Raw genomic sequence first — 20,242 nt, forward strand, 5'->3', positions numbered from 1 at the left:
GCAGTTCACTAACCGGAATGTGTACACCACAACAACTTGCGTTCCATTAAAGCAGCGAAGCCCATAAGGAGAACTCGAGTGACTAGCAAGACTCTGTGGCAATTCCTTCTATTCCTGTCGCTTGTGCCGGCTCTGTTGGCGCAGGGCACGCAGGGAACCGGCACCACAAGAAAGACAACCAGCACTACAAAAAAGACGACCACTGTAAGACGGGGCGCCAGCACAACGACCGCGGGCAACAGCGATATTCAGGCACTGCGAGATGCTCTGGCAGCGCAGCAAGCACAGATCCAGCAGCAACAGCAGCTGTTGTTGGAATTGAAACAGCAGCTGCAGAGTCGTGATCAAGCCACGCAGCAAAGCCTGAGCCAGCTCCAGCAGGCACAGTCGGCAGCCACTACTGCACAGGAGAAGGCGGCGGCGGCTGAAACCGCGGCTAACGAGCAGAAGGACCCGGTCACCAAGCTACAGACTGACGTTGCGGACGTAAAAACAAACATGACCAGCACCGTGCAAACGGCACTGGATGAGCAGAAAAAGCTTTCAGGCATTCAAGACTTTCTCAGCCGCTTCCGCTTTACTGGCGACGTGCGCGTACGCGGTGAAAACCTCGTCCAGGACTACAGCGGCTGCAAAGGCTGCTTTGACCGCAATCGCGCGCGCTTCCGGGCACGCTTTGGAGTGGAAGGACAGTTGAGTGAGGACTTTGTCGGCGGTCTCTTCGTGGCCTCAGGCTCCAACGCTGATCCCACCACCACGAACGAAACTCTTACCAACGCGTTCAATCGGAAGCTTGTTGGTTGGGATCGCGCCTACATAATTTACAACCCTACAGCCCACAAGTGGCTGTCGCTGACGGGCGGAAAATTCGCTTACAGCTGGAACCGAACCTCCGTCACTTTCGACCCCGACCTGAATCCCGAAGGTTTCAGCCAGAAGCTCTCGTTCGATTTGAAATCGCCGTTCATCAAGAATGTGACCCTTCAGGGTATGGAACTATTCTTTAACGAAGTGTCGAAAGGCCCCGATTCCTATGCGGCGGGTGGTCAGGTTTCCACCAAGTTGTCCTTCATGAAGGACCGCATCACCATAACTCCATCTGCCACTCTCTTGAACTGGCATCTGCCTGATGCCCTCCTGCAAGCATCGGCGTTCACAGTGGGCGCCACAACTACCGGATCGCCGAGCACAGGTACTCCGCCGCCGGTTGGTACTCCGGTGATTGGTCCGCTCCCTATCACAGGGCCTGGCCCGGGCTGCGCCGGCGGATCAGGGTTGCCTAGCTTCCCACCTTGCGTGTTCGCGCCCAACGGCTTCACGAACGCGACGGTTGTGGATGCTAAGGGAGTACCGCACTTCAGGTCACGCTTTCTTTACGCCGATGCCCTGTTGAACACCCAAGTGAAGACCGGTATGGAGAGGCTGCCTCTCAACTTTCTCCTGGAGTATGAGAACAACCTCAACGCCCGGCACCCGAACAACGTAGGCGTCGGACGTCAGGCGCATGCCTATTACGGGGAGCTCAGCCTGGGTCAAACCAAGAACAAGAACGACCTGCAATTTGGCTATGCGTTCCTACGGCAGGAGCAGGACTCGGTGCTGGCCGCTTTCAATGAGAGCGATCAGCGCGCTCCCACCAATATTGTTCAGCATCGCGCCTATGTGCAGTGGAAGGTCCGCAAGAATATCGTAGCGGGCTACACCCTGTGGGTTGGGCGTACTCTGAACAGCAACCTGCAGCACGCTGCTCTGGCTTCCGGAATCAAGCCCGGGCAGGTTGAGCCTTACCTCAAGCGCATGCAGTTCGATTTGGTTTACAGTTTCTAGGTCATTAACGCAGAGCAGAACAAGCGTCAGCTAACCCACTGACGCTTGTTCGTTTTTGAAATAATTCAGGAGAAATCAGGGGTGTCCTGCTGGCTCCCCTTTTAACATGGCTGTAACACTATTCTGATATTTTTTGAGGGTGAGCAATAGCGCCCTTCCGGTGCCTCGAATCACTAAGGGCACTGCTACTCCAGCTTCGTCCGCCGGTCCAACCTCTTTACCTCCCGCAGGGGAGAGTGGTGGGGCCGTCCCGCTTCTGCGTGCAGGCACCGGTTTCTTCGGCAGGCTGAGTGATCCCGCTTTCGGTGTGGCCATGATGGCTTGTGGGATGACCGTCATGATCATCCTGGTGCTCATAGTTTTGGAGTTGGTTTTGAATTCCCGCCTTTCCCTACACCAGTTCGGTTGGGGATTCTTCAAGACCCAGATATGGGACCCGGTTGCCGGCAATTTCGGTGCGTTGCCTTTTATTTACGGCACTCTGGTTTCATCCTTGGTGGCTCTAGCGTTGGCGGTGCCGCTGGGAGTCGGGGCCGCCGTCTTCATTGCGGAAATGTGTCCCGCCCGGCTGCGCGGGATACTCTCGTTCACAACCGAGTTACTGGCCGCCATTCCTAGCGTGATCTATGGACTGTGGGCGATATTTGTCCTGGTGCCGCTCCTCCGGCTGTACGTGGAACCTTGGCTGGCGAAGTATTTTGGTTGGACTCGGCTGTTTGAAGGCCCGCCTTACGGAATTGGTATGTTGGCAGCCGGGGTGGTGTTGGCGATCATGGTGGTACCCATTATTTCTTCCCTGACGCGAGATGTTCTCACCGCAGTTCCCCGGCAGCAACGCGAGGCTGTGTTGGCGCTGGGGGCCACCCGCTGGGAGATGATCCGCATGGGGGTGTTGCGCAATGCGCGTGCGGGCATTCTAGGCGCGATCATCCTGGGCCTTGGGCGGGCGCTTGGCGAGACCATGGCCGTTACTATGGTGATCGGCAACCGCCCGGAAATCGCCAAGTCGCTGCTCGCACCCGGTTACACCATGGCGAGCGTAATCGCTAACGAGTTTAGCGAGGCCACCGGCAACCTGTACCTGAGTGCGCTGGTTGAGATCGGATTAGCCTTGTTCCTGGTCACCATTGTGGTGAACGGTTTCGCGCGGCTCCTGGTGTGGACGGTGACCCGCGGTGTCCCTGCGAGGGTGCATGCCCAGTAGGTCAGATGTGATGTCCCAAGATCGCATCAGCTGGGCCCGCACGGTAAAAGACCACCTTGCCACGGCATGTGCAGTTCTGGCAATTCTGCTGGTGCTTTTGCCCCTAGCTGCGATCTTTCTGTACCTGATGCAGCGTGGTCTTAGTTCCATCAACTGGGCTTTCCTGACTCAGACTCCCAAGCCCGTGGGCGAAGTGGGTGGGGGCATGGGCAATGCCATCGCTGGCTCAGGTGTGATTCTGGCGATCGCCAGCCTTATCGGAGTGCCGGTCGGTATCGGTGCCGGAGTATTTCTCGCCGAATACGGACGTAATCGCTTCGGAAATGCTATCCGCTTCACAGCCGATGTGCTAAATGGCGTACCCTCAATTGTAATCGGCATTGTCGCTTACGGACTTGTGGTGTTCCGCCAGAAACACTTCTCTGCGTTAGCGGGTGGCGTGGCACTGAGCATTATGATGATTCCCACCATAAGCCGCGCTACAGAGGAAATGTTGCTGCTGGTTCCACTGTCTGTGCGGGAGGCGGCTTTAGGATTGGGGATTTCACGGTGGCGAACGACGGTGTCCATTACTCTACGAACAGCTGCTGCCGGAATTATTACGGGAATTATGCTGGCATTTGCCCGAGTCGCGGGTGAGACAGCACCTCTCTTGTTTACGGCCTTCGGTAATCAATACTGGAACTGGAAACTGGACCAGCCCACCGCCGCGCTGCCGTTACAGATTTTCGCGTATGCCATTTCTCCCTATGATGAGTGGCACCGCCAGGCATGGGCGGGTGCTCTGGTGTTAATCGTGCTTATTGTTAGCGTTGTGGCCATTGTAAGAATTGTTGCCAGTCGCGGGCTGTTGAAGGGGACCAACTGACATGGGTGTAGGCGTCGAAGTGCGGGACCTGAATGCCTGGTTCGGACAAAATCAAGCCCTGCATGACATCACCATGTCTATTGCTCCTAACCACGCCACTGCAATCATTGGGCCTTCCGGGTGTGGTAAATCCACGTTCATTCGTTGTTTAAACCGCATGCACGAAACCTTGCCTGATACTCGAGTATCAGGTCAGGTTCGTATTGGCGATATCAATGTGTACGGCAATGGAACCCCAGCCGTCCAAATACGCCGGCATGTGGGTATGGTTTTCCAAAAACCAAACCCATTTCCCACCATGTCAATTTATGACAATGTGGCGGCCGGCCTTAAGCTGAATGGATTCCGCAATGCCCGGCGGCTTGACGAGATCGTGGAGCGCTCTTTGCGCATGGCGGCACTCTGGGATGAAGTGAAAGATCAGCTCAAGAAGCAGTCCGGGGCCAGCCTCTCCGGCGGGCAGCAACAGCGGCTCTGCATTGCGCGTGCGCTTGCTGTCGAACCTAATGTATTGTTGATGGACGAACCCGCCTCGGCGTTGGATCCTATTTCCACCGGCAAGGTAGAGGACCTTATATTTCAATTGAAAGAGAAGTACACCATAGTGATTGTCACCCACAACATGCAGCAAGCCGCCCGAGTGGCGGAGTTTACGGGATTTTTCCTGTTAGGGCGACTCATCGAATTTGATAAGACGGAAAAAATCTTCACCAAACCTTCCGAGAAACGCACGGAAGACTACATCACAGGCAGGTTCGGCTAATGCGGACCAAATTTCAGCAAGGGTTGGAAGAGTTACGGGAAAAGCTGCTCAAAATGGGAGGCTTGGCTGAACAGGCAGTGGAACGCGCCTGCCAGGCTTATCGCGAGCGCGATCTCGTCCTCTGCCGTCGTGTGCTGGAAGGTGAAGACCTGATCAACATCGCCGAGCGCGAAATTGACGAGATTGCCCTCGACCTGCTCGCCATGCAACAGCCCATGGCGATTGACCTCCGCTTCATCCTGGCGGTGGTCAAGATTAATGCTGACCTTGAGCGCGTCGGCGACCAAGCCGTGAACATAGCGGAGAGAGTTATGGACATGGTTGACATGCCAGCGGCCGACTTGCCCGTGGACATTCCTCGTATGGCTTCCGCCGCGTCGGCTATGGTCCAGCGCTCGCTGGAATCGTTCATCGAAGGCAAGGCCGAACTGGCTCAGGCCGTCCTGGAAATGGACAATGTTGTGGACCGCATGCGCGACGAGGCTTTCATTACCTTGGTCCGCACCATGAATGAAAATCCTACGGTCACGCGGCAAGCGCTCGATGCACTTCTCATCTCCAGAAATCTCGAGCGGGTGGCTGACCACGCCACCAATATTGCCGAAGACGTGATCTTCTGGGTGCGCGGGGCAGACGTACGGCACTCCTTCGGGACCGGCCACGTGACTGCCAGGTAGTGCGCTTTTTCAAAGTGTCCGGCCTTCACTTCGCTGAATCTAATCCAATAGCAAAATCATCTCTGGTACCAGCTTTCGGTGGGGTGAGGGCAGTGCTTCACTTCCGATGGGTGATCGGGTCTCTATGACTGTTTGGATGGTTCGGTTTCTTTTTCTTATCGTCTTTCTGACGTTACTTTACTTCTCACAGCGGTTCTGGATTGTACGGAGCCGGCGGCGCATCGCCCGGGTGCAGCACCCTAAGCTGCGGTTCGTTCTCCGCTGGTCATGGATCGGTGCGGTCTCGCTCTTCCTGCTGCTACTTGCCCAGAGGGTCGCGGGGATAGCGGGCTGGCCCTCTCCCCACCAGGAATACTATGCCTGGTCCTCAATCCTGCTGGCGCTGTGGTTGGGCGGGTCCATCGTTTCCTACCTGGCGGTGCAGGTTGTGCGCGGGGCGGGGAAGCTTTGGCGGATCGTAGCAGCAGCCTTGCGCCGGTTGGGACCTCGCAGCGCAAATGTGCCTGACTTGGTGGACGGCTCACGGCGGTATTTCCTCCGCACGGCTACGTTCGCGGCGGGGGCGCTGCCCTTTGCAGCCGCCGTTTACGGATTCGCGGCTGAGCGTTTCCGTTACACGGTGCGTCGAGTGGAGGTCCCAATCACGGGGCTTCCGCCTGCGCTCGATGGTCTCCGAATCGCCCAGCTCAGCGACATTCACATCAGCGACTATATGCCCCGCAGTGAGGTCGCTCGAGCTGTGGACCTGGCTAACCAACTTGACGCGGAACTGGTTGCGGTTACCGGCGATCTGCTGACAGGTCCCGGCGATCCCCTGGAGCAATGCGTAAAAGAACTGGGCCGTTTGCGCGCACCTCTGGGAGTGTGGGGGTGCAACGGCAATCACGAGATCTACGCCGACGCAGAAGATGCCGCTGAAGAACTGTTTCGGCAACACGGCATGCAGATGTTGCGCCAGCAGAATACAGAGCTCACCTGGCGTGGCATGAAGTTCAACTTGATCGGAGTGGACTATCAACGGCAACATTCGTGGTCGGGCGAGCGCCTGGAGATGTTGCGCGGAGTTGAGGCATTAATCCGGCGAGATATGCCCAACATTCTGCTGTCCCACAATCCCAATGCTTTCGATCGCGCCCGCGAACTGGGTATTGAATTGACACTTGCTGGACATACTCACGGCGGCCAAGTCAAAGTTGAAATCCTGGACCACCGCTTCACGCCCGCGCGGTTCATTACCGCTTACCCGGCCGGACTCTATCAGCGTTCCTTTGGAGCCGGCGCTGGGAAAACTGCCGACGCTTCGCCCCGCGATCCGGGCGGCCACGCCTCCTTATACGTGAACCGCGGCTTGGGGACCATCGGCATACCGGTTCGACTTGGTGTGCCACCCGAAATTACGTTGCTCACGTTGCGCCGAGCGTGAACCGGTAACGTCCAGGGCCCTTGTTCAAGCGCAAGTTTCGGATAGATAGATCTTCATGCGAACTTTACCGTAGGTGAGTAAAGAATGGCCGGCTGAGATGACGCATCCACTCGACAACGTCATATGGAGAGCACTCACCACCAGGCAGGCAAAATTTGCTGAAGCTGGCGACTATGCGCGGAGATTTCCCACCGACATCACCTCTCTTGCCGCTGTGTCATCGCTGACGGCAGAAGGTTACGAGTCCTTAGCATCTTTGCCCTCAGCCAAAACACCCTCCGCCCTCTTTCTTGAAAGTCCCCAGGAGCCCCCCAGAGAGTGGCGAGTCATAGAAAGTACGCCACTATTGCAAATGGCGTGTGAAAACGGGGTCCGCCAAACAAAAAAGCTCGACTTCATTGAGCTGACAGCGGCAGATGCGCCTGAGATGCTGGCTCTTGCCAGGTTAACCAAGCCCGGGCCGTTCGGCCTTCGTACCCACGAATTGGGCGACTATATCGGGATCCGCGATTCCGGAAAGCTGGTCGCGATGGCAGGCGAGCGGCTGCGAATTCCCGGGTACACCGAGGTGAGTGCCGTATGCACCCATCCCGATTACCTCGGACATGGATATGCCACCGCACTCATGGCTATTTTGATGGAGCGAATTCACCACCGCGGCGAAATTCCGTTTCTGCATGTGCGTCCAGGAAATCTGCGGGCGGTCGAGCTATACAAGCGTCTGGGCTTCAGAGACAGGCGACTACTGCATCTTTCTGTGATTCAAAATTGCACAGACTAACCTTAAGCAAAGCGTCGTCCATAAGCGGAACCGCCGCGGACCGCATCGCGGGACTGGATTGGCCAGCGGTGCGGGACGACCTGTGGAATTTTGGCTACGCCCGACTGGGAAAAGTCCTGAGACAGACGGAATGCGAGGAACTGCGCTCCCTCTATTTGCATCCCGAGCTTTTTCGCAGCCGAATTGACATGGCACGCTATCGCTTTGGCCGCGGCGAATACCAGTATTTTGCGTATCCGCTCCCCACTTTGGTGGCGGAGCTTCGCGAGCTCCTTTATCCGAAGCTGGTCGGTACAGCAAACGAGTGGATGGCCGCGCTTGCGCTACCCGCTAAATTCCCCAACACTTTGCCTAGCTTCCTTAAGCAGTGTCACGCTCATGGTCAGACCCGCCCGACTCCGCTGCTACTTCGCTATCGCGCAGGAGATTTTAATTGTTTGCATCAGGACGTCTACGGCGAGATCGTATTTCCCTTCCAGGTGATTTTCGGATTGAGCCAGCCGGAAGTCGAATTCACGGGAGGCGAACTGTTGCTGGTGGAACAACGGCCGCGCGCGCAGTCCGTCGGCCACGCAGTTCGTCTGCTGCAGGGCGATGCGGTTGTCATAAGCACGCGATACCGTCCGGCAAAGGGATCTCGTGGTCACTACCGTACCAACTTCCGCCACGGCGTGAGCCCGATTCTGAGCGGTGAGCGCTACACTTTGGGCGTGATCTTTCATGATGCACAGTAGAAATAGTCCTGCATCGCCCCGGTGTCGCTGTGGAATCTCTTGTGGAAAATGAAGGAAAACAGGATGGTCACTCTTGATAAACGAATATTTGGCAATGGCTTAGAGGCAAAGCTCCAGACGTGGCGCTCTCTTCTTAGTTGCACCAATATCCGGCATTGACAATTCGTGGCGAAACGCTTAACTTCCATCCCGTCGATGGCTGAAAGGGTTGATTGACGCAAGTCAGTCAGTCCGAAGTAGGCTGGGTGATCAGCTTGGTGGGGAAACTCACTGGGCGACCAAACCCGAAAAAACCAACAACTCTGCGAGGAGCGTTGGGGTTTGGAACTGCGAAAGCAGTGGTCGCATCAGGGGCTGTGACGGTGCATGTTTCCACGCTGTCAGCTTTCTCGCAAATAGCTGGCGGCTAGAGCATAACCAATGTCGCAGCCCTTTTAATTTTCTCTCCCTCCGTTCCTCTTAGTAAATTCCTGAGCGCAACCGACCGGTCCTGAAGATCATTGTCCCGTTGCCTTTGCCGAATTAGTCTTGTCGAGCGCGGCTCGTATCCCGTGTGCCAGTTTCACGGCATCCGCATTCGCCCAATAGTGTATGAAGAACAACCGCGGATTCTCGTTCAGCATGTGATTGTGTACCGCATTGACTGCAATGCCGTTTTCACGCAACGCCCTGATCACCGGATTGACTTCGCTGGCGATTAACACGAAATCTCCAGTGATTGCAGCCTTGCCGCCGCCGGTCGGCTGAAAGTTGATTGCCGTCGCCACCCCCATTGATGGCGGCACTTCCATGTCGCTGTCTGTTATCTTTTCGGACCGTGGAACCTCAATTTTGTAGATGCCATTGTCGTTCTTGCCCTTTCGCCCCAGAGCTTCATCAATCCCGGCAGTGTCAATGTCCAGCTTTGGCGGGCTTGATGGGGGATTTCCTTCAGCGGGAGTCTTGGTCAGCGCAAGCGCATCATGCAGCGCCCTGGCCAGCTTCACTGCATCGCCGCGGCCAGCAATGTGCATGTACATGACGCGTGGCGATTCACCGAGCAGGTGGTTGTGCAATGCGGTTTGTTCGATGCCCTCCTGCTGCAGCTTCAGCATTACTGGTTCAACTTCATCGGTTGTCAGCACCAGGTCGCCCATCACCATCGCTTCTTCACCCATTTTTTTGAATGCGGCCCACGAACCAAGCGCCAGCCCCGGCTTCACCTGAACTCCGTTCACTGTGACTTGCAGGTCTTTACGAGGCATTCCGAATTTAAAGACATCACCCGGCTGGAGCTTGCCGGAGCGGCCCATAGCATCTTCCACCGGTTTCCAGTCGGATTTCTCATTTGTTGCCTGCCCCAAGAACTGTGCGCTGCCCAACGTTAAAAGGACGACGAGGGTTATTGTCGGGATGAGAAAAGAGTTTACGTGCCGTGTTGTTTCGTCTGCAGTCTTCATAAGAAGTTCCTTCCTGGTGCTTGTGCTGGTTACCAGTAGCGCACCCACAAATCGGGCACGCTCCTTTTCACGCGTTGTTCATACTCAAAGAGCGCGTCGTACATGGGAAACATCTTAGCCAGTCGTTCATGATCTGGGATGCCCAGCGCCGCGAAACCGTGGGCGATTGCCTTTAAGCCTGTACCTTCTTTCGCCACGTGCTCCTGGCCGCGCACATCTGCGGCCCGAACAATGAGCGCAAGCCGTGCCAGTCCCGGATCACGCAGCTTGTAGTCAGAAAGAATGGCTTCGAAGGTGCAACATTTCCCCCGATGGTTCAGCGGGACCTCTTTGATTCTGGGAGCGTCGAAAGCCGTCGCCTGCTCGCGTTGCGCTGCCTCCAGCAGACGTTCCTCGCTAACGAATAAAAACTCAGCCTGGGGATCAATGAATCGCCGGATGAGCCACGGGCATGCCACACGATCTACCTTTACGTTGGCTCGGGTTATCCATTTCATCGCATCCTCCCCGTCTCAGACATTGATTGATAGAGACCTTCGATCAGGTCCATGCCCCTTTGAAGCAATGTCTCGTCAGAAATCCCTTGCTGCGCCCATCCGATGAGGGTGCGATCCAGCCCCACAGCCTCCACCCGCCCAAATTTCTCATCTCCTATGTCAGCGTCATGAATCATTTCTGCTATGACCGCAATTCGGCGACCGCGTATTGCGAATTGCCTCCGCAGTGTCTCGAAGCTGCAGTCGTCGCCGCGATGGCCGAATCCTTCGGTCCCAAACATGTCAAACGGGATGGCCTCGGGGTGCTGTTCGGGAGTGGCGCCGAACACAAACTTTGCATTGGGATCAATGAAGCGCCGAATGAGCCAGGCAGATGAAACTCGGTCGATGCCGGGGCGTGGCCGAGTCATCCAGGTTCGGTTCGAGTATTTCTTCCTGGAAGAAACCTGTTGTTTCTTCGGTTCCGCAACTTTGTAAACATCGTCGCGACGGCCAAATGCCGCCTCCACTCGGGCGCGCAGCGGGCTGTTGAAGAAATCAATTTCTACGATGTCCTGAAAACGTTTACGAAGACGTGACAGCTTGCTCACCGACTGTCGCGGCTTGCGGAGTTTCCTCAATACCAGTTCGTAGTCACGGGAACGCGCCTCTGTGAAGAGTTGCGCGAGCTTCTTGTCGGGGAGATCGCCAATCGACTGTGCCTGCACTACCGACGCCTGTCCCTTGTATTTGCGAATGGCAGCAGTAAGCCATTCGAACCGCTCTCGGTTAGCTGGGGTATTCGGGAGTACGTAGCCGGCCGTCAGCATGGGAAGTGCCCCATAGCGCCTAAGCTTTCTCCAGATGTCCACCCTGCCGCTCGCTTGTCGCACGGGAAGCTTGAATACGAGCAATAGCCAGGGCGCGCGGGTTTCGTCCGCAAGCATCGGCATTATAATACATGATATACGTATAACAACAATGCCGGAGAGGGAAGGGGGAGTGGGGCCACGATCTCGCCGTACCGGTGAGCGATGCGGCTCTCCAGGACGCCTTTGAAGCGAGCCAAAATCGCCGTAAGGCAACAGCTCAGCAGTTGAACTGAGAGGATGATGGTAAACTGTTGCTGGCACGTCGCCGGAGAGGTGGCCGAGTGGCTGAAGGCGGCGGTTTGCTAAACCGTTATAGGGTCAAAAGCTCTATCGGGGGTTCGAATCCCCCCCTCTCCGCCAGTTCTTCTAAGTTGTACGGCTATGGCCCGTTTACCGGCGTCGCCTGTGACCTTCCTTACATGATCTGCGTTGGCTTGCGACTTTCAGGCGCCGGGGGCGGTCTTCCCGCTCTTCGCGGCCTTCTACTACTGGTTCCCTAAAATCATCGGCCGGATGCTGTGTGAAACCCTTTTCAGCACGGACTGATATGCCATAAATATTATCGTCTCTCATGATCTTCCCAGGTCTTGTTCCGAAAACTAACGACCTTCTACTGTTGTGTTGTGTTTCAATACCCCTTGTCTGCGGGCTCGGCCCAACTGCTGCTTTAGTCCGCCAGCCGAAGTGCTAGCTCGCCGTCCCTCCCAAGGGAAGCCGTACGCCTTTGGTGACAATTGAGGTTTTCTTCTCCCGCCAGGTTGTGCTCTGTTGTCCTGCCACAAGAGCCTCAATACACTCCAATAGTTCCGCCGTATTCATAGGCTTTATCAATAGGTTATCTGCGCCCTGTTCCTTCCAATCCCTGCCAAGATCGGGGCAAGCGGTCAGAATTGCAACCGCGGGACGGTGACTCTGTTCTCTGGCGAACCGTACCACGTCAAAGCCGGCGTTTTCATGCTCCATTTTCAGATCAGTGATAACCAAGTCATACGTCTCAGCTCCGAGTCTGACCTTGGCTTCAGCAGAGGAGGCAGCGGTGACGACCTCGAAGCCGTTCATCTCCAAAATCGCTTTTAGTGTCAGCAGAATTGCAAGCTCATCATCCACGAGCAGTATTCGCCGGCTCATGAGGGACCTCTGCACCCTTGGGTGTTCCTCGATGGGCGTCGGCAGCGGCTGGCCGACGATGTGGGAACGGATGTCTGGCAGGAAGGACCTGGCCCAATCATCATTTGTCCTGAATAACGTCAAAGATCAGCTTTGGGATTTGTACCCAGCACACAATAATCATTCGTCCCCCGGGTCAAGATTCGTACTTGTTGGTTTCCATTCAAATTGGTTTCCATTCAAATCCGGCGGCAGACTTTTGGCGTTTATCCTGGTGTCAGGGCAAGGCGACGCGCAGGCTGCGAGTATTAAGTGCCGGATCGCTTTCCGGCCTATTGACGGGCAGCAATGCCCCGGGCACAATTCTGGTGTGAGTGAGCCGATTACGAAGAGGCTCGGGGACATTCTCGATGCGGATAAGTCAAAGACTCGCGTATCCGAGAATGAGTGGTTACAGCTCGTCCGAGCCGTCGCCGGAGGTGACCAGCGCGCACTGTATTCCCTTTACGAGCAAACGCATCGAATCGTTTTCACGTTGATCGTGCGGATAATCATGAATCGAGAAACTGCCGAAGAAGTCACGCTCGATGTCTTCTATGACGTGTGGCGAAGAGCCTCGAGCTATGATCCTGCGAACGGATCGGTGGTCGGCTGGATCATGAATCAGGCGCGCAGCCGGGCGATTGATCGCCTGCGGTTCGACCAGAGAAAGAAAAGAGTGAACACGTATCCGCACAGTTTGGGGCCGACAACGGACATGGTTGATCCTCAGCAGGCTTGTCTGTTTGAGGAGGAGAGCCGCCTGTTGCGGAATGCGCTTGAGACCCTGAATCCAGAAGAACGAAAAACGATCGGAACCGCATTTTTCTCTGAATTGACTTATGAACAAACGGCAAGGAAGTTGAATCAACCTCTTGGAACCGTGAAGACGCGAATCCGCTCTGGACTAGGAAAACTTCGAGAAGCGCTAAAAGGAAAAACGAAGGCCGCATGAACTCAAGACCGGGCACACACAGTCAAGAGCATCTGGATCTCGTGTTCCTGTTTGTATTGCAGGCGCTTCCTCCGTCCGAGATGGCTTCAGTTGAAGCTCAAGTCTCGTCGTGCGAGGATTGCCGCCAGGAAATCGAGACACTCCGGCCTATTGTCCGGTCATTTGTTGGCTGGCCCACCGATGTCTTGCGCCCCGCGGAATCGCTATGGGGTCGGTTGGCGAAGCGAATCGCCAGCGAAGGAGGCTCGCAGCGGTTCGTACTTCGGTTGGACGAACCGGCTAAACCAGAGTGGGAGGAAGCGGCGCCAGGTATCCACGTCAAGATACTCGCGAGGGACTCGGAAAACGATAGCGTGAGCATGTTGGTCCGGCTTGATCCGGGAACGGATTATCCAGGACACCGGCATGCGGGCATCGAAGAACTGCATCTTCTTCACGGCATACTGAAGGTCGATGAGAGAACACTGTACCCTGGCGATTTCATCCACAGCGAGGCGGGCAGCGTCGATCATCGAGTGTGGAGTGAAACCGGCTGTACCTGCTTTCTGTTCACCTCGACGGAAGACTCCCTTTTCTGATTCCGACCTCTAATCCCACTGCGGAGCGACGCAATAAGGGATTCGAAATCTTCAGGTGGACATCTATCGCCTTTCGTGATCGCATCTGCCAAAGCGGAACGCATTCAGGGCCCTGACTTCGACCTGCTTGATATACTTTCCGCTCCAAAAACAAGCTCGGCCAGACGGTCGTTCGAGACTAACTGCCGACAAAGCTGGTTACGAAACACTATGGCCTACAGCGGTTTCGATCTTAGCGGCAAAGTGGCGGTGGTGATCGGCGGAACCTCTGGCATAGGGAGAGCGATCGCCCTCGGACTGGCCCAGGCGGGCGCCGACGTAGTGCCCACCGCCCGCCGCCAGGAGCAGGTCAAGATCGCGGCTGCAGAAATTGAGGCTTTGGGCCGGCGGTCGTTGTCCATCACCTCGGACGTCACCGATCGCGCTTCCCTCGAGCGTTTACTCGAATCGATTGTTCATGCGTTCGGAAAAGTGGACATTCTGGTCAACTCTGCCGGATATAACCAGCGCGCACCGACCCTCGATTTCCCCGAAAAAGATTGGGTCGCTCTGATGGAAACCAATTTGACCGGCACTCTGCGCGCCTGTCAGATCTTTGGACGGCATATGGTCGAGCGCCGCTCCGGGCGCATCGTCAACATCGCATCGGTGGGATCTTTTCAAGCATTGTACGAAGTAACGGCCTATTGTGCGAGCAAAGCTGGCGTCGCCTCGCTCACCAAGTCGTTAGCTATCGAGTGGGCACGCCATGGGGTGGCCGTAAACGCTATTGTCCCCGGATACTTTCGTACGGCACTCAATCAGAAGCTGCTGGATGGAACACCACGCGGCGAGGAAATATTGCAGCGCACGCCGATGGGGCGCTACGGCAAGGTGGAGGAACTTGTTGGGGCGGCGATTTTTCTTTCGTCGGACGCCGCCAGCTTTGTTACTGGTACCAACCTGGTAGTTGACGGAGGCTTTCTGGCCGCTGGCGTCACCCGATGATTCTCCGGGTCGTGTGACCCCTAGTACCCCCTGATCGTCTTCGCGCGATCGATCACCCATTGCGGAAATACCGGAGCTCCCTGGGGAGGCTTGCCACGCGTGATCGCCCAATGGTCAAGCCAGCCGGTGCCTTCCTCTCCCACGTAGGTGTCGGGAAGGCTGTACGCCTGGTCGCTCAGCGCATCTTCCAGCGTAATAAACCGATAGCCTCGCTTGCGCATCACGTCAATTATTTCGCCGAGATGGTCAGCCTCCAGTTGATTGCCGTGCAACAGCAGGATCTGCTTGGGCTCGTAACCGATCAGCTCTTTGGAAAACTGTTCAGTGTACGCAAATACCGCATCGGTGTAGGTGACGTAGGTTTTCGCGAGTTGCTGCTGCAAGGCAGTGTCACCGCGCTTCTTGGCATCTTCGTAAACCCCGGCAAACATCCAGTCCCAGGCGTCGACCGTCACCGGCGCGATGCGATAGCCGCGCGCGACCAGGAAGGCTTCCGCATCCCGGCGGGTTTGCAGATCGCGGCCAGTGTCGAGGTACGGATGACGGAAGTATCGAAGCTTCATATTGTGCTTGGCGAGCAGCAGCCGGGTGACTGACTCGCCCTGCACTATCTCGTCCTCCCACGCCTTTAGACCCACTTTGTTGAGAGATGCGTGACTGAACGTGTGGTTGCCGAGTTCCAAACCTGAGTCCACCCACATCGCAAGCGCGTTGATTCTTTGGTCGACCTCGCCCCAGTGGTACAGCTTCTTTTCGTTGACGAACCCCACGGCTGGGACCTTCTGGTCGCGAAGAGTAGCTACGATTTTCGAGGTCAGATCGGTAATGGTCGCCGCAGACATGGAATCGGCGGCGCCTGCGGGCAGGTCGTCAACCGTGATGCAAACTTGGCGATCCGCATGAGCTGTATTCTGTGAGTTCAGCCAGCCTGCAGAGATTAATAACATCGAGATGATTCCCGTCAATACTCGCGAGATTTTCATAAACTGCTCCCGTGAAAACGCGGATTATCGCACAAACCAGTAAAGTGCTAATTTCTTGCCTGCCGGTTTAAAAGTAAGAACCAGCAATCCCGAGCCGAAGATGATGCATCCATGCTTGCTATCCTGAATTAGCGTGAGATGCCGCATACCAAGTCGCCTGGCTGTGGTCGTGGCCTTTGCAACTCTTTTCAGTGCTAACCTGGGCGCGCAGACCGGTGTTTCCTCCGAGGGTTGTGTGAGGGGAACCGGACAGCAGGTGCACCATGACGCGGCTTGGGCCTGGAACGGTATCGTGAACGCGCCGCGCAACGCGATTCGGCCCAAAAACCTTAAGTGGGAACTGCCAATTGCAGCGGCGAGCGCCGTGTTAATCGAAGCCGCAGATTCACCCGCCAGCCGGGAGATTCAGAGCACCTCGACAGCGCGCCGCTGGGATACTGCCTCGACAGTCGGTTTGGATCTGGAATTGGGTACTGCGGCGTTGATGTATGGGGTCGGGTGTCTTTCCCATCGCACCACATTGCGCTCGACCGGTTTGATTGCGCTCGAAGCAGCGGGAGCCGCCTCGCTCTTGGACACGCTGGTCAAAGCGGGAACCAATCGCCAGCGGCCAGACCAGGCAAACAGTGCGGGCGAGTTTTGGGAGAAGGGGAAATCCTTTCCCTCCGGACACGCAGCCGGTACTTTTGCAATTGCGACCGTGATCGCCCACCAATATCCGCAGAAGCGTTGGCTTAAGTGGAGCATGTATGCGCTCGCGGCAGGAGTAAGCATGGCACGCTTCCCCGCGAAGAAGCATTTCTTATCGGACATCCTGATTGGCGGAACACTCGGCTACGTCACTGGAAGTTACTTTACCTCTCCGCACTAGGCGGGTCTGCCAGAGTTCCCACGACCCTGAAGCGCTTCAGCCGTGGCTATGCGAATTTTGGCGGTTGCATTCCTGCACCACCGGGATGTTCTAGACGACTGCACAACCCGGCGGGACGTCACATCCAGCCCATGCACAAAAAATGCTACATTGAATAGCAATGTCGGCGCCGAACTCCGCATTTGTGAAAGCCTGTCACGCGCGGCCTGTAGCCGCAACTCCGGTGTGGTTTATGCGGCAGGCGGGCCGCTACATGCCGCAATATCGCGCCATTCGCGAGCGCCATTCGATTCTCGAAATCTGCAAAAACCCCGAACTCGCTGCCGAAGTAACCATTACCGCGGCTGAATGGCTGGGCGTAGATGCAGCCATCATCTTTGCTGATCTGTTGCTGCCGTTGGAAGTAATGGGTATGCCGTTTCGTTTTGCAGCTGGTGAGGGGCCGGTGATAGAAAATCCGCTGCGTGGCATGGCGGAGATCCAGCGCTTGCGAACTGACCGCGTGGCAGAGTTGGGATATGTGTCTGAAGCCATAGGTCTGGTGGCCGGACATTTCGGCGAGAGATTGCCGGTGATCGGTTTCTGCGGCGCCCCTTTCACTCTGGCCAGCTACATGATTGAGGGTGGCGGGTCACGAAACTATCTTGAAACCAAGAAGCTCATGTTCCGCGAGCCACAAGCCTGGAACGAGCTCGCGGGCAAATTAGTGGCCGTGCTCAGCGAATATGCCAGTCAACAAGTTCGTGCCGGTGCCGATGCAATCCAAGTTTTTGATAGCTGGGTGGGATGCCTGGGGGTTGAGGACTATCAACGATACGTGTTCCCGCACAGCAAAAAGTTGATTCAAGCACTCAACCAGAATGGCGTGCCGGTAATTTACTTTGGGACGGACACTGCAACTCTACTGCCCTCGATGAAACAAACCGGCGCAGAGGTAATCGGGGTTGACTGGCGCATTCCGCTCGACGATGCGTGGCGCAGCATCCGCTTTGAAGGTTCCGTACAAGGAAATCTGGATCCAGTGGCATTGTTTGCTCCCTGGAAAGAATTGCGGGCCCGCGCCGAAGATGTGCTCCGACGCGCAGATGGACGCCCCGGACACATCTTCAATCTAGGTCACGGGATTTTGCCGGAGACCCCAGTTGAAAATGTTCGCAATCTGGTGACATTTGTACACGAGTACACAGTAAAGGCAGCCGCTGTCTGAGGGACATCCTGGCGATGGGAAATGCCGTCAATTCTAAAACCGCCGTCCTACTGCTGGCGCACGGCAGCCCCGAGAGAGTGGACGACGTCCCGGAATTTCTTACCAACGTAACCGGCGGCAGAATCCTCCCACAAAACGTAGTGGACGAAGTTAAGCGCCGATATGCCCTGATCGGCCGCTCGCCTCTAGATGAGTACACTCAAGCCCAGGCGGAGGCCCTCCGCCGAAAACTGAAGGCGCCCGTTTACTGGGCCATGCGGAATTGGCGGCCCTACATCGCGGATGTTGCACACACCATGGTTGCCGATGGGGTGCAACGAGCCGTGATAATTTGTCTCGCGCCGCAGAACTCCCGCACTAGCGTTGGTCTGTATCGCAGGGCCTTGCTCGGGGCTCAGCGCGAAAAGGGAAGCGCCAGCCCGGTCCCATTCGAAGTTGACTTTGTCGAATCGTGGCACGATCACCCCCTTTTGGTGCAAGCCTTCGCGGAGAAACTACGAGCGGGATGGGAACACGCTTGCAGCGAACTTGGCGCGAAACTGCCGGTGATCTTCACCGCCCACAGTGTTCCCGCACGAACTATCCAGGAAGGTGACCCGTACGAGCACCAGGCGCGCGAAACCGCCGCATTGGTGGCAATGTCCGTGCCCGCCCTTGGCAGAGACGGCTGGAGCTTCGCGTTCCAAAGTCAAGGGACCTCAGGCGGGCCCTGGTTGGGGCCCACCGTGGAAGAAACCATTCGGCAGCTCAGCCAACAAAAACATCGTGGTGTGTTTATTCAGCCCGTAGGGTTTCTTTGCGATCACGTGGAAGTCTTGTACGACATTGATATTGCATTCCGCCAATTTGCGGCGGAGCAGGGAATGCGCCTCTGGCGCGCCGAGTCCTTGAACGATTCGCCGGGGTTGACCTCTGCCCTGGCGGATTTGGCGCGATCACGAACGACTTTTCACGCGGAAGGTGCGCCGCTGGCGCAGACGAAGCCATAAGAACTTCTGATGCGACGCATAGCCATCGTCGGCGGCGGAATATCCGGCCTCAGCGCCGCGTTTTTATTGGAAAAAAGACGGCGACAGGGTGCCGCGATCGAATACCTGCTGTTCGAGTCTTCCTCGCGGCTAGGTGGAACGGTGCAAACCGAAAACGTGGACGGCTGCCTGGTCGAGGCCGGCCCGGATTCGTTTCTCAGCGAAAAGCCTTGGGCCGCAGAACTGTGCCGTGAGCTCGGCCTGGGCGACCAGCTAATCGGATCGAATGACGCTCAGCGCAAAACCTATATTCTTGTAAATCAGCGGCTGGTCTCGATTCCTGAGGGCCTGATGTTCATGGTGCCTACCAGGCTTCTTCCGATTCTTTGGTCACCGCTATTTTCGTTTTCTGCAAAGCGGCGCATTGTGCAGGAGTGGTTTCATCCTCCCAGGCCAGCCGTAGCTGATGAGAGTGCGGCTACTTTCGTGGAGCGCCATTATGGCCAGGAGATGGTCGAGCGGCTTGCTGATCCGCTGCTTGCGGGGGTGTACGGTGGTGAAGCCGCCAATCTGAGCCTCCGCGCAGTCCTGCCCCGGTTTGCGGAGGCAGAAAACAAATTTGGTAGCCTCGGGCGCGCTATGTTGGCATCGCGCAAAAAGGGACGCGCTGCAGGTGCCGCGACAAGTGGCGCAGGCGCTCCATCTTTATTTACATCTCTAAAAAATGGGATGCAGCAGATCGTGGATGCACTTGTTGCGAATCTGCCGGCAGAGACGTTGCAAACGAATACTCCGGTTCGAGAGCTGCGCCAAGTTGAGGGTGTATGGCAGCTAATCTCGGACAGCCAGGCTCCGCAACGCTTCCACAGCGTGATCGTCGCGACGCCAGCGCCAGTTGCCGGTCGGCTGCTCGAATCGACCGACGCTCGTTTGGCTGCGGAGCTGAAACAAATCGCATACAGTTCTTCGGTTACGGTCACGTTAGGGTATGCGAAGAATGCGCTCCAGTTGCCACCCGGCTTCGGTTTGCTTGTGCCACGCACCGAGGGTAAACGGATGCTGGCCTGTACTTTTGTTCATAATAAATTCCACCATCGGGCGCCTGACGACCGCGCTCTCTTACGTGTTTTCCTGGGTGGCTCGCGAGACGAGGGCATCCTTGCGCAGAGTGAGCAGGAAATCCTGGCCATTGTTCGCCGTGAGCTACTGGAAATCATCGGGATAAAATCGGAGCCGCTTTTCGCACGAGTCTACAAGTGGAAGGCCGCCATGGCGCAATACGCAGTTGGGCATCTGGAGCGGCTGCAGCGCATCGAAAAACTGCGCCAGGGATTGCCGGGGCTGTACCTGGTCGGTAACGGTTATCGTGGCATCGGCGTGCCCGACTGTATTCGTTCTGGAAAGGAAGCCGCTGATCAGGTGATCGGCGCAGTCACCACGGTAGCCACCGCCAGCCCGAGTCACCTGGTCCAGCAATAGACCG

General features: G+C 56.5%; 20 protein-coding genes and 1 tRNA gene. 16 read left to right on the forward strand and 5 right to left on the reverse strand.

The features are described 5' to 3' along the window. Positions 1 to 78 precede the first annotated feature (78 nt). The 8 genes from VFA76_03575 to VFA76_03610 all read left to right on the forward strand — a co-directional run bounded on the left by VFA76_03575 (position 79) and on the right by VFA76_03610 (position 8,277). A complete protein-coding gene (locus VFA76_03575; GenBank protein ID HZR30920.1) occupies positions 79 to 1,827 on the forward strand; it encodes a putative porin in 1,749 nt (582 codons plus the stop codon). 160 nt (positions 1,828 to 1,987) lie between these two features. Beyond that, on the forward strand, positions 1,988 to 3,031 hold the full coding sequence (gene pstC / locus VFA76_03580; GenBank protein ID HZR30921.1) for a phosphate ABC transporter permease subunit PstC: 1,044 nt from the start codon (positions 1,988 to 1,990) through the stop codon (positions 3,029 to 3,031). After that, positions 3,021 to 3,899, forward strand: a complete 879-nt coding sequence (pstA, locus tag VFA76_03585; protein ID HZR30922.1) for a phosphate ABC transporter permease PstA — start codon at positions 3,021 to 3,023, stop codon at positions 3,897 to 3,899. The genes pstC and pstA overlap by 11 nt, the downstream gene beginning before the upstream one ends. A 1-nt stretch (position 3,900) precedes the next feature. Beyond that, the gene (gene pstB / locus VFA76_03590) at positions 3,901 to 4,662 is read left to right on the forward strand and encodes a phosphate ABC transporter ATP-binding protein PstB (protein ID HZR30923.1); all 762 of its coding nucleotides are present in this window, start codon (positions 3,901 to 3,903) and stop codon (positions 4,660 to 4,662) included. Beyond that, positions 4,662 to 5,339, forward strand: coding sequence for a phosphate signaling complex protein PhoU (gene phoU, locus VFA76_03595; protein ID HZR30924.1), 678 nt, complete (start codon positions 4,662 to 4,664; stop codon positions 5,337 to 5,339). The genes pstB and phoU overlap by 1 nt, the downstream gene beginning before the upstream one ends. Before the next feature lie 136 nt (positions 5,340 to 5,475). Then, positions 5,476 to 6,762: a metallophosphoesterase gene (locus VFA76_03600; protein HZR30925.1), complete on the forward strand. Its 1,287-nt coding sequence runs from the start codon at positions 5,476 to 5,478 to the stop codon at positions 6,760 to 6,762. 97 nt (positions 6,763 to 6,859) lie between these two features. Continuing rightward, entirely contained in the window at positions 6,860 to 7,543 is a 684-nt protein-coding gene (locus VFA76_03605; protein HZR30926.1) for a GNAT family N-acetyltransferase, read from the forward strand. Next, positions 7,531 to 8,277 (forward strand): 2OG-Fe(II) oxygenase, encoded by a 747-nt coding sequence (locus VFA76_03610; protein HZR30927.1) that lies wholly within the window; start codon positions 7,531 to 7,533, stop codon positions 8,275 to 8,277. The genes VFA76_03605 and VFA76_03610 overlap by 13 nt, the downstream gene beginning before the upstream one ends. Before the next feature lie 497 nt (positions 8,278 to 8,774). Here the strand turns inward: VFA76_03610 and VFA76_03615 are convergent, their stop codons facing one another. From VFA76_03615 to VFA76_03625, 3 genes are read right to left on the reverse strand one after another with little or no spacing between them, the layout of a single operon-like run. Next, positions 8,775 to 9,716 (reverse strand): DUF1259 domain-containing protein, encoded by a 942-nt coding sequence (locus VFA76_03615; protein ID HZR30928.1) that lies wholly within the window; start codon positions 9,714 to 9,716, stop codon positions 8,775 to 8,777. A 29-nt stretch (positions 9,717 to 9,745) separates the two neighbouring features. Beyond that, complete coding sequence (locus VFA76_03620) at positions 9,746 to 10,213, reverse strand: chromate resistance protein ChrB domain-containing protein (protein HZR30929.1); 468 nt, start codon at positions 10,211 to 10,213, stop codon at positions 9,746 to 9,748. After that, positions 10,210 to 11,145 carry a chromate resistance protein ChrB domain-containing protein gene (locus tag VFA76_03625; protein ID HZR30930.1) on the reverse strand — a complete coding sequence of 312 codons (936 nt, stop codon included), beginning with the start codon at positions 11,143 to 11,145 and terminating at the stop codon, positions 10,210 to 10,212. Before VFA76_03625 ends, VFA76_03620 begins: the two co-directional genes overlap by 4 nt. A gap of 186 nt (positions 11,146 to 11,331) precedes the next feature. Between VFA76_03625 and VFA76_03630 the strand changes: the two genes are divergently transcribed. After that, positions 11,332 to 11,424 (forward strand) — tRNA-Ser (locus tag VFA76_03630). Between the two features lie 327 nt (positions 11,425 to 11,751). Here the strand turns inward: VFA76_03630 and VFA76_03635 are convergent. After that, a complete protein-coding gene (locus VFA76_03635; protein ID HZR30931.1) occupies positions 11,752 to 12,192 on the reverse strand; it encodes a response regulator in 441 nt (146 codons plus the stop codon). A 238-nt stretch (positions 12,193 to 12,430) separates the two neighbouring features. Here VFA76_03635 and VFA76_03640 point away from each other — a divergent pair, with 238 nt between their 5' ends. From VFA76_03640 to VFA76_03650, 3 genes are all read left to right on the forward strand, one after another. Next, positions 12,431 to 13,165, forward strand: a complete 735-nt coding sequence (locus VFA76_03640) for a sigma-70 family RNA polymerase sigma factor (protein HZR30932.1) — start codon at positions 12,431 to 12,433, stop codon at positions 13,163 to 13,165. After that, on the forward strand, positions 13,162 to 13,743 hold the full coding sequence (locus VFA76_03645) for a cupin domain-containing protein (GenBank protein ID HZR30933.1): 582 nt from the start codon (positions 13,162 to 13,164) through the stop codon (positions 13,741 to 13,743). The genes VFA76_03640 and VFA76_03645 overlap by 4 nt, the downstream gene beginning before the upstream one ends. Positions 13,744 to 13,953: 210 nt before the next feature. Next, positions 13,954 to 14,730: a glucose 1-dehydrogenase gene (locus VFA76_03650; protein ID HZR30934.1), complete on the forward strand. Its 777-nt coding sequence runs from the start codon at positions 13,954 to 13,956 to the stop codon at positions 14,728 to 14,730. A gap of 20 nt (positions 14,731 to 14,750) precedes the next feature. On the opposite strand, the gene VFA76_03655 is transcribed toward VFA76_03650, so the two are convergent. Then, a complete protein-coding gene (locus VFA76_03655) occupies positions 14,751 to 15,713 on the reverse strand; it encodes a polysaccharide deacetylase family protein (GenBank protein HZR30935.1) in 963 nt (320 codons plus the stop codon). 169 nt (positions 15,714 to 15,882) lie between these two features. On the opposite strand from VFA76_03655, the gene VFA76_03660 reads away from it, so the two are divergent. From VFA76_03660 to hemG, 4 genes are all read left to right on the forward strand, one after another. After that, positions 15,883 to 16,584 carry a phosphatase PAP2 family protein gene (locus tag VFA76_03660; GenBank protein HZR30936.1) on the forward strand — a complete coding sequence of 234 codons (702 nt, stop codon included), beginning with the start codon at positions 15,883 to 15,885 and terminating at the stop codon, positions 16,582 to 16,584. Positions 16,585 to 16,744: 160 nt separating this feature from the next. After that, positions 16,745 to 17,791, forward strand: a complete 1,047-nt coding sequence (gene hemE, locus VFA76_03665) for a uroporphyrinogen decarboxylase (GenBank protein HZR30937.1) — start codon at positions 16,745 to 16,747, stop codon at positions 17,789 to 17,791. 14 nt (positions 17,792 to 17,805) lie between these two features. Beyond that, on the forward strand, positions 17,806 to 18,780 hold the full coding sequence (hemH, locus tag VFA76_03670; protein HZR30938.1) for a ferrochelatase: 975 nt from the start codon (positions 17,806 to 17,808) through the stop codon (positions 18,778 to 18,780). Between the two features lie 9 nt (positions 18,781 to 18,789). After that, positions 18,790 to 20,238: a protoporphyrinogen oxidase gene (gene hemG / locus VFA76_03675; protein HZR30939.1), complete on the forward strand. Its 1,449-nt coding sequence runs from the start codon at positions 18,790 to 18,792 to the stop codon at positions 20,236 to 20,238. Positions 20,239 to 20,242 lie beyond the last annotated feature (4 nt).

It is taken from the genome of Terriglobales bacterium (assembly GCA_035651655.1).
Lineage (GTDB): Bacteria > Acidobacteriota > Terriglobia > Terriglobales > Acidobacteriaceae > DASRFG01.

Coding starts and splice junctions, on each gene's coding strand:
- pstA (HZR30922.1), top strand. CDS start 3,021: ATGCCCAGTAGGTCAGATGTGATGTCCCAAGATCGCATCAGCTGGGCC.
- pstB (HZR30923.1), top strand. CDS start 3,901: ATGGGTGTAGGCGTCGAAGTGCGGGACCTGAATGCCTGGTTCGGACAA.
- phoU (HZR30924.1), top strand. CDS start 4,662: ATGCGGACCAAATTTCAGCAAGGGTTGGAAGAGTTACGGGAAAAGCTG.
- VFA76_03600 (HZR30925.1), top strand. CDS start 5,476: ATGGTTCGGTTTCTTTTTCTTATCGTCTTTCTGACGTTACTTTACTTC.
- VFA76_03605 (HZR30926.1), top strand. CDS start 6,860: ATGACGCATCCACTCGACAACGTCATATGGAGAGCACTCACCACCAGG.
- VFA76_03615 (HZR30928.1), bottom strand. CDS start 9,716: ATGAAGACTGCAGACGAAACAACACGGCACGTAAACTCTTTTCTCATC.
- VFA76_03620 (HZR30929.1), bottom strand. CDS start 10,213: ATGAAATGGATAACCCGAGCCAACGTAAAGGTAGATCGTGTGGCATGC.
- VFA76_03625 (HZR30930.1), bottom strand. CDS start 11,145: ATGCCGATGCTTGCGGACGAAACCCGCGCGCCCTGGCTATTGCTCGTA.
- VFA76_03635 (HZR30931.1), bottom strand. CDS start 12,192: ATGAGCCGGCGAATACTGCTCGTGGATGATGAGCTTGCAATTCTGCTG.
- VFA76_03645 (HZR30933.1), top strand. CDS start 13,162: ATGAACTCAAGACCGGGCACACACAGTCAAGAGCATCTGGATCTCGTG.
- VFA76_03650 (HZR30934.1), top strand. CDS start 13,954: ATGGCCTACAGCGGTTTCGATCTTAGCGGCAAAGTGGCGGTGGTGATC.
- VFA76_03655 (HZR30935.1), bottom strand. CDS start 15,713: ATGAAAATCTCGCGAGTATTGACGGGAATCATCTCGATGTTATTAATC.
- hemE (HZR30937.1), top strand. CDS start 16,745: ATGTCGGCGCCGAACTCCGCATTTGTGAAAGCCTGTCACGCGCGGCCT.
- hemH (HZR30938.1), top strand. CDS start 17,806: ATGGGAAATGCCGTCAATTCTAAAACCGCCGTCCTACTGCTGGCGCAC.
- hemG (HZR30939.1), top strand. CDS start 18,790: ATGCGACGCATAGCCATCGTCGGCGGCGGAATATCCGGCCTCAGCGCC.